9 protein-coding genes are annotated in these 12,038 nt (G+C 63.8%); 4 read left to right on the top strand and 5 right to left on the bottom strand.

Annotated features, from left to right (window positions below):
- Position 1: 1 nt before the first annotated feature.
- Together AC1D1N_RS17655 and AC1D1N_RS17650 are read right to left on the bottom strand one after the other, a co-directional pair.
- Positions 2–1,243, bottom strand: a complete 1,242-nt coding sequence (locus AC1D1N_RS17655) for an FAD-dependent oxidoreductase (protein ID WP_477349996.1) — start codon at positions 1,241–1,243, stop codon at positions 2–4.
- 6 nt (positions 1,244–1,249) lie between these two features.
- On the bottom strand, positions 1,250–2,668 hold the full coding sequence (locus AC1D1N_RS17650) for an MmgE/PrpD family protein (RefSeq protein ID WP_477349994.1): 1,419 nt from the start codon (positions 2,666–2,668) through the stop codon (positions 1,250–1,252).
- 168 nt (positions 2,669–2,836) lie between these two features.
- On the opposite strand from AC1D1N_RS17650, the gene AC1D1N_RS17645 reads away from it, so the two are divergent.
- The 3 genes from AC1D1N_RS17645 (at position 2,837) to AC1D1N_RS17635 (ending at position 8,117) form a co-directional block, all read left to right on the top strand.
- Complete coding sequence (locus AC1D1N_RS17645; protein ID WP_192255932.1) at positions 2,837–3,724, top strand: LysR substrate-binding domain-containing protein; 888 nt, start codon at positions 2,837–2,839, stop codon at positions 3,722–3,724.
- A gap of 195 nt (positions 3,725–3,919) precedes the next feature.
- Positions 3,920–5,578, top strand: coding sequence for an ABC transporter substrate-binding protein (locus tag AC1D1N_RS17640; RefSeq protein WP_477349992.1), 1,659 nt, complete (start codon positions 3,920–3,922; stop codon positions 5,576–5,578).
- A gap of 118 nt (positions 5,579–5,696) precedes the next feature.
- Positions 5,697–8,117, top strand: a complete 2,421-nt coding sequence (locus AC1D1N_RS17635) for a GcvT family protein (RefSeq protein ID WP_477349990.1) — start codon at positions 5,697–5,699, stop codon at positions 8,115–8,117.
- 27 nt (positions 8,118–8,144) lie between these two features.
- Here the strand turns inward: AC1D1N_RS17635 and AC1D1N_RS17630 are convergent, their stop codons facing one another.
- Both AC1D1N_RS17630 and AC1D1N_RS17625 read right to left on the bottom strand, forming a co-directional pair.
- A complete protein-coding gene (locus tag AC1D1N_RS17630) occupies positions 8,145–9,050 on the bottom strand; it encodes an allantoinase PuuE (protein ID WP_436258687.1) in 906 nt (301 codons plus the stop codon).
- A gap of 31 nt (positions 9,051–9,081) precedes the next feature.
- Positions 9,082–10,149 (bottom strand): pyridoxal phosphate-dependent aminotransferase, encoded by a 1,068-nt coding sequence (locus AC1D1N_RS17625; protein WP_477349988.1) that lies wholly within the window; start codon positions 10,147–10,149, stop codon positions 9,082–9,084.
- Positions 10,150–10,373: 224 nt separating this feature from the next.
- On the opposite strand from AC1D1N_RS17625, the gene AC1D1N_RS17620 reads away from it, so the two are divergent.
- Positions 10,374–11,312 carry a LysR family transcriptional regulator gene (locus tag AC1D1N_RS17620; RefSeq protein WP_477349985.1) on the top strand — a complete coding sequence of 313 codons (939 nt, stop codon included), beginning with the start codon at positions 10,374–10,376 and terminating at the stop codon, positions 11,310–11,312.
- Here the strand turns inward: AC1D1N_RS17620 and AC1D1N_RS17615 are convergent.
- On the bottom strand, positions 11,263–12,000 hold the full coding sequence (locus tag AC1D1N_RS17615) for an SDR family oxidoreductase (protein ID WP_477349983.1): 738 nt from the start codon (positions 11,998–12,000) through the stop codon (positions 11,263–11,265). The genes AC1D1N_RS17620 and AC1D1N_RS17615 overlap by 50 nt on opposite strands.
- Positions 12,001–12,038 lie beyond the last annotated feature (38 nt).

Below are 12,038 nucleotides of genomic sequence, written 5' to 3'. Positions count from 1 at the left end.
GTCAGTGGCTCGCCGCCGTCGCGCCCATTTCGTTGAGCAGCTGGAAGGTCTCGAACCGCTCCAGCGCGAACGGTTTCAGGATATCGGGCACGCGGCTGCTGGCGATGGTCTCGGCCATGCGCTTGCCGGCGACCGGCGTCGCCTTGAAGCCCCAGGTGCCCCAGCCGCAATCGAGCCATAGATTGTCGAGCGGGCTGGCGCCCATGATCGGGCTGTAGTCCGGCGTCATGTCGGTAATCCCGGCCCATTGCCGGAGCAGCCTGACACCTTGCAGGAACGGGAACAGATGCACCGCGCCTTCGGCCAGATGCTCCTTCATGTCGAGCGTCGAGCGTGTCGAGTAGAGCTGGTAGGGATCGGAGCCGCCGCCGATCACCACCTCGCCGCGCGACGACTGCACGAGATAGGTGTGCAGCGAGACGGAGGAGACCAGCGTGTTGAGCCATGGCTTCAACGGCTGCGTCACCATTGCCTGCAGCGGATAGCAGCGGATCGGCAGTTCGATGCCGGCCATCAGCGCCACATCGTAATTCATTCCGCCGGTGGCGATCAGCACCTGGCCGCAGGCGATGCGGCCGCGGTTTGTCTTCACCGCCTGGACCCTGTCGCCGGCGATTTCAAAACCCTGCACCTCGGTGCGCTGGTGGATCTCGACACCGCGCCGCGACGCTTGCGCGGCATAACCCCAGGCCACCGCGTCATGCCGCGCGGTGCCACCATCGGCATGCCAGAGCCCGCCGAGGATTTCGAGCGCGCCGCCATAGTCCATGTTGAGCGACGGCACCAGTTCCTGGACCGCCTTCTGGTCGACCACTTCGGTACGCGTGCCCAGATGCTTGCCCATTTCGGCGCGTGCATGGAAGCTGCGTAGCGTCGCTTCCGAATGCGCAAGCGTCAGCTGGCCGCGCTGCGAGAACATGACGTTGAAATCGAGTTCCTGCGACAGCGTCTCGAACAGCGCCACGCCTTCCTTGTAGAAGGCGATGCCTTGTGGCGTGATGTAGTTGGAGCGGATCGTCGTGGTGTTGCGGGCCGTGTTGCCGCCGGCGAGATAGCCCTTTTCGAGCACCGCGACGCCAGTGATGCCGTGGTACTTCGCCAGATGATGCGCGCAGGACAGGCCATGGCCGCCACCGCCGATGATGACGACATCGTACGATGGCTTGAGCGCCGGCGTGGCGGGGATGTCCTCGCTGACCGGATAGTCCCGGCTGAGACCGTATTTCAGCAGCCTGAGCGGCATGTCAGTCTACCACGCCGGCCGCTGGAGGATCATGGTGATCACGGGAGGATCGTAGAGCAGGGCGGAGAGCTCGGAGAAGCGGCTGTCGGGATCGGTCAGCGAGAGGATAGCGTCGCGGATCGCCATGGCGCGGCCCCGTCCGAGCACGGGTGTCGCAAACTCCAGATACTTGGCCTCGATCTCCCCTGATGTCAGCGGCGCCTCCGGTCCGCCGCGTGCGTGCACGTCGCCTGAGGTCAGCACCCGTCCATCGGTCGTGGTGATGGCGACATCGGCCCAGCGGCCTGCGGGGAAGCGGGCGCTGTGGCGCTCCTGCTCCGACACGCTGATGCGGTTCAGCATCTCGGCGACAGCTGCATCTTCGAGGCCGGCGCCCGAAATATGCTCCAGCCCGATGCGGCCATGCAGGATGAAGTTCGCAACCGCAAAGCGTAGGCTGTACTGCGCCTTCGACGTCGTGTCCGGCATGCCATCGAACAGCGTCGCGGCATAATGGAAGCTGTTGACTTGGACATGGTCGATGTCGGCTGGCGTGAGATGATGCGAAAGCACCAGCCCGCGCGTCGCGTCGATGGCCGCATGCGCCCAGCGGCAGATCGGGTAGGGCTTCACATATTGGTGCAGTGTCTGCCAGAAGCTGCCGAGATCCTGCCAATGCGTTGCGACTTCAGGTGCCTCGACGGTGATCGCCGGCGCGCCGGTGAAGCCGCGTTCGGCGAGCACCGCCGCCGACAGGCCGGTCAGCGCGCCCATGCCCGAGCCGTCATGCAGCATCGTCGGCGTGGCGATCTCGCGCATCATCTGGCTGCGCGGGCCGTGATACTCGGCAATGCCTAGCGCCTCGCGCAACTGTTCGTCATTCAGCTTGCGCAGGCGCGCCGCCACGGCGGCGACGCCGAGCGCATTCCAGGCGCCCGATGTATGGTAGTCCGACACGGTCGCATGCAACGCGATGCCGGCGCGGCCGGCGACTTCGTAGCCGACGACCAGGGCTGCGAGCGCGTCAGGGCCGCTAAGCTGCGGAAGCTGTTCGGCCAGTGCCGCCAGTGCGGGCACCACCACCACGCCGATATGGCCCTTGGTCGGGCTGTAGCCGTCATGGCCATCGAGATTGTCGATCTGCGTCGCGCAGGCATAGGCGGCACCCGCCAAGGAGGCGCGACGGCCGTCGAAAAGCATGCGGGCGGAATGTTTCGGATCGCTCGAATTGTAGAGGAGGGTCGCGGTATCCCTGGCCATCCTGCCGGCCTCCATCGGCCCCGCGGCAATCGCTACTCCAATCGTGTCGAGCAAGAGGTAGCGGGCCTGTTCCAGCACCGCCTGAGGGAAAACCGAGGCCGGCCGGCGTAAGACGAAGTCGGCCAGGCGCACGGCAGTCTCAGCGCTTGCGTCCGGCCCTTCACGGCGATGGGGCGACACAGCCACTTGCTCCACTCCCTCTGTCGTCACGCCATCATTAATTTGGGTTCATCGTGCATTCACGCAATTAGTTCAGCGGCATTGGCCAAAAATATCTATGCCATGTCGCCTGCGTGCAATTGAACGCCTGCGGCTCCATGGTCTACCTATTCTGGCACAGCCCAGGAGCCGGAGATGAAGCCACCCCCGCCTTTGAACTATATCAGGTCGTTCGAGAGCTCGGCCCGGCATCTGAGTTTCACCATGGCCGCCAAGGAGCTTGGCTATACGCAGGCCGCGGTCAGCACGCATGTCCGCTCGCTCGAACATTATATCGGCCGGCAATTGTTCATCCGCTATCCGCGCAGTCTCAAGCTGACCGAGATGGGCGAGGCGTTCCTGCCGACCCTGCGCCAGGCGCTCGACCAGATCGATCAGGCGACGGAGGCGATCGTGACGTCGTCGCGCAACCGCACCGTGGTCGTCTCCTGTCCGATGAGCCTGGCGGAAAACTGGCTGGCCGGCTGCATGGCCGCCTTCCGCAAGAAACATCCCGAAATCGAGATCGTGCTGCACGGCACGATCTGGGAGGATCTCAGCGAACAGATCGCCGACATCACCATTTCAACGAGGCGCTTCGATGATCGCCCGCCCGCCGCCATTCCGCTATGGAACGACGAACTGGTGCTGCTGTGCGCCCCTTCGCTGCTCGAAGGCGAACACGCCGTCAAAGCGCCGGGGGATATCCTCAAGGTGGACCGGATCTTCGTCCACGGCCGCCAGGAATACTGGCAGGTCGTTGCCACCGCGCTTGGCGTCGACATGCAGGATTTCGACAAGGGCCTGTCGACGAATGCGTCCAACATCGCGCTCGAGCTTGCCGCCATGGGCGCCGGCCTCGTCGCCACCCAGCGTTCGCTTGCCCACGCGTATCTGCGGCGCGGGCTGCTCGTCGAACCGTTTCCGGTCCGCCCGCCCAGCCCCTGGAATTACTACCTGACCGAGACCCATCTCTCCAAGGGCAACATCGCCCGCACGGTGCGCGAATGGATCATGGCGAGGGCGCAGGAAGACAGCGCCTGAGGCGTGGTCGCCGACATCGGCATGACCGAACGCGAAAAAAATTGAGACGCCAATGGCATCGTTTTATTAGGTCTTGCGGGCCGGGTTTCAGCGGTTTGTGAGCTCTCGAGCCCTTCCGGGATTTTTGCATCGCCTCTAACATTCTCTGCGTAATGGGGAATGAACGGGCGGAAAGCCCAAACCGGAGAAGCAACAATGGCACTATTCAGGAGCAACGGTGACCGCGTCCCGGCGGTCATCGAAAGCTACGCAGATGAAGTCAGAAGCGGCAGGATGGACCGCCGCGAATTCCTCGCCACGGCGAGCGCGATGGGCGCCTCGACGGCGTTCGCCTATGCAATGGCCGGCCTTCCCACGCCGGCCGAAGCTGCAACGATGGAGCCCGGCAAGAAGGGCGGTATCCTGAAGATGCAGATGATCATCAAGGACATGAAGGATCCGCGCACATGGGACTGGTCGGAAATGGCCAACGTGCTGCGCCAGTGCAACGACTACATGATCCGCTACACCCAGGACTTCACCTTCGAGGGCCATCTCATCGAGAGCTGGGAGGTCAGTGACGACGCCACCGAATACACGCTGCATGTACGCAAGGGCGTGAAGTGGTCGAACGGCGACGAGCTCAACGCCGACGACATCGTCTTCAACATCGATCGCTGGTGCGACAAGGCGGCCGAGGGCAATTCGATGGCTGGCCGCATGGCCACGCTGATCGATCCTGCCACCAAGAAGGCGATCGCCGGCGCCATCACCAAGGTCGACGACCACACGGTGAAGCTGAAATGCGGCCAGTCCGATGTCACCATCATTCCGGGCTTCGCCGACTATCCCGCCATCATCGTCCACCGCGACTTCGACAAGAACGGCGCCGACATGACCAAGACGCCCGGCACCGGCCCGTATGAACTCATCTCCTACAAGGTGGGCGACTCGGCCTCGGTTCGGCGCCGCAAGGACTTCACCTGGTTTGGCGGTGAAACCTATCTCGACGGCGTCGACTGGACCGACTATGGCACAGACGCTTCCAACCCCGCCATCGCCAGCGCCTTCGAGGCTGGCGAGATCGACTGCAACTACCAGACCGTCGGCGGCACGGTGGACCTCTATGACGACATGGGCCTGGTCAAGGAATCCGTCGTCACCGCCGGAACCATCGTGCTGCGCACCAATGTCACCAACAAGCCCTATGACGACAAACGGGTGCGCAACGCCATCCAGCTCGCGGTCGACAACGAGACGGTGCTGAAGCTCGGCTATAGCGGTCTCGGCCAGGTCGCCGAAAACCACCACGTCTGCCCGATCCATCCCGAATATTACGAACTGCCGAAAGTGCCGCGCGACCTTGCCAAGGCCAAGGCGCTGATGACCGAGGCCGGCCAGATGGATCATGAGTTCGAGCTTATCTCTTACGATTCGGACTATGTGAAGGACCCCGCTGACGTCGTTGCCGCGCAGATGCGCGAGGCCGGTTTCAAGGTGAAGCGGACGATCATCCCGGGCACTTCGTTCTGGAACGACTGGACGAAATATCCATGGTCGACCACCGAATGGGGCATGCGTCCGCTGGGTGTACAGGTGCTGGCGCTAGCCTACCGCAGCGGCGAAGCCTGGAACGAGTCGGCCTATGCCAATCCCGAGTTCGACAAGAAGCTCAATGCAGCACTCGCCATTCCCGATACGGCCAAGCGCAAGGAGCTGATGAAGGATGTCGAGTTCATCCTGCAGGATTCCGGCGTTCTGGTGCAGTCATTCTGGCGCTCGCTCTACCGCCATCACGCCACCTATGTGAAAAACCTCAAAATGCATCAGACATTCGAACTGCAACTGGACAAGGTCTGGCTCGACAAGGCCTGAACTGTCAGCATCCAGGGGGCGGCCTGATCGCCCCTTGGAGTTTCGCCAAGGCGACGAGAGCGAATTCATTGATCTGGAACAAGACAAGTCGCCGAACACAAAGGGAAGAAATCTCGATATGCGTACCCATGCACAAGCCGTTGTCATCGGCGGCGGCCTGATCGGCTGCTCGATCCTATATCATCTGGCCAAGCATGGCTGGTCCGATGTCGTCCTCTTGGAGCGCGACGAGCTGACCTCCGGCTCGACCTGGCACGCCGCCGCCAACATCCATGGCCTGCATGACTCGACCAACATCAGCCGCCTGCAGCACTACACCATGGCGCTCTACAAGGAGCTGGAAACCGAGACGGGCCAGGGCTGCGGGATCTTCCAGCCGGGCTCGCTCTATCTTGCCCAGACGGAGGCGCGCGAGCATCAGCTGCGGCTGCAGGAAGCGAAGGCGCGGCGCTACAAGATGAATTTTTATGAGGTCGCGCGCGACGAGGCGGAGCGGCTGCATCCGCTGGTCGATTTCGACGGCATACGCTGCATCATGTATGAACCCGAAGGCGGCAATGTCGACCCGTCCGGCGTCACCGCGGCCTACGCTGCGGGCGCACGCCAGCGCGGCGCCGAGATCCATCGCTTCACCCCGGTCATCGCCACCGAAGCTCAAGCCGACGGCAGCTGGATCGTGCGCACGCCGAAGGGCGACATCCGCACGCAATGGGTGGTCAACGCCGCCGGCCTGTGGGGCCGCGAGGTCGCCGCGATGGCCGGCCTGCAATTGCCGCTGATCCCGACCGAGCATCAGTATTTCGTCACCGAGACCATCCCCGAAATCGCCGCCATGGGCCGCCGGCTGCCTTCGGTCGCCGACCGCGACGGCGAATATTATCTGCGCCAGGAAGGGCTCGGCCTGCTCATCGGCGCCTATGAGCGCAACATGAAATTCTGGGCCGAGGACGGCACACCGCTCGACTTTGGCCACGAACTCTTCCCCGACGATCTCGACCGCATCGAGGACAATATGATGCGCGCCATTGCCCGTGTGCCGGCGGTCGGAAAGGCAGGCGTCAAGCGCGTCATCAACGGCCCCATGATCTGGTCGCCCGACAGCGCCGTGCTGTTCGGCCCGGTGCCGGAATTGCAGAACTATTTCTGCTGCAACGGCATTATTCCCGGCTTCTCGCAGTCCGGCGGCATGGGCAAGCTGGCGGCCGAGTGGATGATCGAAGGCGAGCCGTCGCTCGACATGTTCGCCTGGGACATGGCGCGTTTCGGCCATTGGGCCGGCAAGGCCTTCACCAAGGCCCGCGTGCAGGACCAGTACAGCCACCGTTTCAAGATCCATTTCCCCAATGAGGAGCGCGCCGCCGGACGCCCCGTGCGCACCCGCCCGGCCTATGAGATGCAAAAGCAGATGGGCGCCGTCTTCGGTCTCAATTTCGGCTGGGAGCATCCACTCTGGTTCGCCGCCGAGGGCGAGCCACGCGAGGAAACGAATGGCTTCACCAGGCAGAACTGGTGGGGCCCGGTCGGCCGCGAGGCGCGCATGTTGCGCGAGCATGCCGGAATTATCGACGTTTCGAACTTCGCCAAGTACGAGGTCAAGGGGCCGGGCGCCGAGGCCTGGCTGAATTCGCTGTTCGCCAACCGCATGCCGGCCGAAATCGGCCGCTCCTGTTTGACGCCATTGATCGGCAAGCGCGGCGGCATTGCCGGAGACTTCACCGTGACGAAGCTTGGCCAAGACGAGTTCATGGTCTTCGGTTCCGGCATGGCCGAGCGCTTCCATCAGAGGTTCTTCAAGGCGGTTCCGTTGCCCGAAGGCACGAGCTTCCGCTCGCGCACGGAGGAGATGAGCGGCTTCAACGTTGCCGGTCCGAAGTCGCGCGAATTGCTGCAGCGGCTGACCAATGCTGATCTGTCGACCGACGCCTTTCCCTTCATGCGCTCGAAGCGGATCACGGTCGGCGGCGTCGATGTCGTGGCGCTGCGTGTCTCCTTCACCGGCGATCTCGGCTGGGAGCTTTATTGCCCGGTTGCCGACCAAGTCGCGCTCTACGGCGCGCTGCTCAAGGCCGGCAGCGAGGTCGGCGCAGGACCGGTCGGCTCGCGCGCGCTGATGTCGCTGCGTGTGGAAAAGGGCTACGGCAGTTGGAGCCGCGAATACTCCCCCGAATACTGGCCGCAGGAGGTCAAGTTCGACCGCCTGGTCAAGATGGACAAGGGCGCGTTCCTCAACCGCGACGCCTACGCAGCCATCGCCGAAAAGCCGGCGCGCGATCAACTGATCATGCTGTCGATCGCCGCCAAGGATGCCGACGCCACCGGCGGCGAGCCGATCTTCCTGCCCGACGGCACGCCGATTGGTCAGGTCTCGTCAGGCGCCTACGGCTACTTCGTCGAGCAGTCGCTGGCGCTGGGCTATGTCAAGGCCGGCTCCGCCAAGGCAGGCGACAAGGTGTCGGTGGCCATCCTCGGCCGGCCGCACGACGCAGTGCTGTTGAGCGAGCCGCCCTTCGATCCTGAAGGCAAGCGGCTGCGGGCGTAGGGCTTCCAGCGGTCTACAAGCCGTCGCTCAGCCGCCGAACCGATCCAGCCAATGCTGCGCGAGGTCGGAGCGGCGGCAGACCCAGATGTCGGGATTGTCTTTGATCTTGTCGAGGAAGCGGGCGAGCCCGATCATGCGGCCAGGCCGCGCGGCGAGCCGGCAGTGCAGCGACACCGTCATCATGCGCGGTGTCGTCTGGCCCTCGGCCAATAGCCAGTCCACCCCGTCGCTGACATAGTCGAAGAACTGGCCGCCGGTCTCCAGGCCCGAGCCGCGCGAGAAGCGGCTGTCATTGTTGTCGAAGGAGTGCGGCACGACCAGATGCCGCTTGGCATCGACGTCGACGAAATAGGGCAGGTCGTCATTGTAGTCGTCGCAATCAAACAGGAAGCCGCCATGCTCGACCACCAGCCGCCTGGTGTTGAGGCTGGGCCGGCCGGTGTACCAGCCGAGCGGGCGGATGCCGGTGAGCCGCTGCACCGTGTCGACGGTCATGGCTATGTGATTGCGCTCTTCCGCCTCGCTCAGCGGCGCGTAGTCGATCCAGCGCCAGCCATGGCAGACGATGTCGCTGCCGAGTTCGGCCATTGCCTTGCCGGCGGCCGGGTTGAGTTCCAGCGCTCGCCCGACGACGTAGAAGGTCGGAACGATTCCCTTGTCCTTGAACAGCGAGGCGAGCCGCCAGACGCCGACGCGCGAGCCGTATTCGTAGAGCGATTCCATGTTGCGGTTGCGCAGGCCAGGCACCGCCGGCGACACGGCCAGATCCGACAGGATCGCCTCGGAGACACCGTCGCCCTCGTCGATGCTGTATTCCGCGCCTTCCTCGTAATTGACGACGATGTTGAGCGCCAGCTTGGCGCCGCCGGGCCACGCAGCGGCAGGAGGCTTGTCGCCGTAGCCGATGAAGTCGCGGGCCGGCACATAGGGCATCGTTCAAACCTCCTCGGATATCATAGTAGAATTAGCCGCCGCGCAGATCGGTCAGGATGCGCAGCGCCCGGTCCATCATGTCCTGCGGCCCGACCGTTGCGCGCAAGCAGTCGGTGAGGCCGTAGCCGTCGAGGCTGCGCAAGATGATGCCTGCGTCGCGCAAGGCGGCATCGGCAGTCAAAGTTGCGGCACCGTCGGGGAAGCGGATCAGCACGAAATTCGTCCGGCTTTCGGGAACGCCGTAACCGGCCGCTCTTAGATCCTGCGCAAAACGGTCACGGATCGCAGCAGTGCGCGCCACCGTCTCGCGCATATAGGCCTGGTCCTCTATTGCCGCGACCGCCATGGCGAGGCTTGGCGTGGTGACCTGGTTCGAGTTCTGCAGCTTGCCCACTTCGGCCGCGACTTCAGGCGGAAACAACCCCCAGCCGACGCGGGCGCCGGCCAGCCCATAGGCTTTGGAAAGGCTGCGCAACACGACGGTGTCGCCGCGTGCGACGAGCGCAAAGACAGGTTGAGGATCCTGGTCGTCGAACTCGCCATAGGCCTGGTCGATGACCAGCAGAACGTCGCCGCGCAAGGCGGCGCGCAGGCGCAAAAGTTCGGCATTGCGGATGCGAGTGCCGGTCGGATTGCCGGGATTGCAGACGAAGACGATCCGTGTCGCCGGCGTGACGGCGGCGAGAATGCTGTCGACGGAAACGACGAAGTCGCGTTCAGCCGCCTTGACATAGACTGCATCGACACGCGCGGAAGCGGAGGCCGCAAAATTATAGGCATAGGCGGTGGCCAGCACCTCGTCGCCAAGGCCGGCGAATGCCGCAATGGTGCAGCTGATCAGGTCCATCGAACCGGCGCCGCACAGGATCAGCTCGCGTTCGACGCCATAGGCTTGCGCGATGGCTTCGCGCAGCACCGTCCAGTTCGGATCGGGGTAGAGATGGCTGCGGGCGATCGCGTCCTGGCCGGCGGTAATCGCTTTGGGACTCGGCGGAAAAGCGCTCTCGTTCTGGGCAAGGGTTGGCTGGTCATGGCCGCCAAAATTCGCCAGCGCGAAAGCCGACATAGCCTCGATATGGGCGGCGGCTTTCAGCGGCATGCCCGAACAATCCTGATGACGCTCATTTCTCCCGAATTGCCTCTGTCGGACCGGCTTTCGAGCAAGCTACAAGCCGCCGGCCCGTTCACAAGCAAAAACTCGCCGCGCAATGGCTGCGAAATTCTGGCCCTTCTGTCTGCCGCAATCGCATTCGCCGGCGTCAATGGTTGCAAATAAGCCGGCCAGGTCCGAAATATCGGACACAGACCAGATCCGGAAACGGCATGCATCCAAGATTGCTCAAGACCTTCCTCGCCGTGGTGCGGCACCGCAACATTACCCGCGCGGCGCGGGAGGTTCATCTGGCGCAGTCGAGCGTCAGCGACCAGGTCCAGTCGCTGGAAAGCGAACTCGGCGTCGCCCTCTTCACCCGCTCCCGGCAGGGCCTTGACCTGACGACGGCCGGCGAGGCGCTGAAACCCTATGCCGAAGAGATCCTGCAACTGGCGGAAGAGGCGCGAATTGCTGTCGAGGCAAGGACGGGAACGACCGCCGCGACGGTGACGGTGGGTGCACTGGAGACGATTGCCGCCGTGAAACTTCCGCAATGGCTGGCGGCCTTTCGAGGTGATCACCCGGAGATTGGTCTGCGATTGAAAATCGCCGGCAGCAATGTTCTGCTGCGGCAGCTCGAAGAGGGCGAGATCGACGTCGCTTTCTGTTTCGACAAGGGCGGGCTCGATGAGCGTCTGGCCCGGCGCACGATATCGGCCGAGCCGCTCGTCCTTGTCGCGTCCGCCGAGAATGCCACCGCATCAGGACAAGGCGATCTGGCCGCGCTCGCCGCGATGCGTTTCGTGGTGACGGAAACCGGATGCGTCTACCGGCATCTGTTTGACACAGCGTTCGCCGAGACAGGAATGGCGACGCCAAAACTTGCCGCCGAAGTCGGCAGCATCGGCGCCATTGCGAGCCTGGTGGCGACTGGTATCGGCATGGGCCTGGTGCCGCGGCTGGCCGTCGCCGAGGCGCTCGATCGCGGCGAGATTGTCGAGCTGCCCTGGCCGGGTTCAGCCCAAGCAGCCTCCCTGGTCATGATCTGGCGCCGCCGCCGGGTGCAGCCGCCGGCGCTGAAGCTGCTGCTGGCGGCAGCGGGTGAGACTTTCGCGCCGGTCAGATCAGCCGGTGACCGCCCTCGACATGCAGTATCGTCCCTGTCGTAAAGCCGTTGCCCATCAGGAAGGCGATGGCGTCGGCGATGTCGTCCGGTTGTCCGACACGCCCGACCGGCAGCCGCTTGGCCATGGCATCAAGCGTTTCGTCCTTCTTGTCGCCGGCAACGAAGTGCCAGATCGGCGTGTCGACCCAACCCGGCGAAACGGCGTTGACGCGGATCGGCGCCAGTTCGACCGCCAGCGCCCGCACCAGCCCTTCCAGCGCCGCATTGACGGCGGCGACAACCGAGCCGCGCGCCGCTGGCCGGTAGGCGGCGATTCCCGAGGTGAAGGTGATGGAGCCGTTGGCCGAAAGCTTCGGCGCGCCATGTTTGGCAAGCAGCAACGGCCCGTAGAATTTGCTTTCCACCACCCTCTGCGCGGCCTTGAGGTCGACTGAAGGCAACAAGTCGTAGGCGCCTTCAATATCGGCGGCGGTGCTGACGATATGGTCGAGCCGGCCGATCCGGTCGAACAGGTCGGCGACCTGATGTTCTTCGGCGATATCAGCCGCGATGGTGTTCAAACCGTCAGGGTTCCGCAGCACCTCGCTGGCGCGCTTCAGCTTTGCTTCGTTGCGTCCGACGATGATGATTTCGGCGCCTGAGTCCAGGCAGCGCCTTGCCAGCGCCAGCCCCATCCCGGAACTGCCGCCGACGATGACGATCTTTGATTTAGCGTTGTTCTTGTCTGCCATATTCCGTTCCGATCCTAACCGTTTTTCGGGCGAGATTT

The sequence above is a fragment of the Mesorhizobium sp. P2_B5 genome (assembly GCF_056404775.1).
This window is presented reverse-complemented; position numbering and strand designations above follow the sequence as displayed.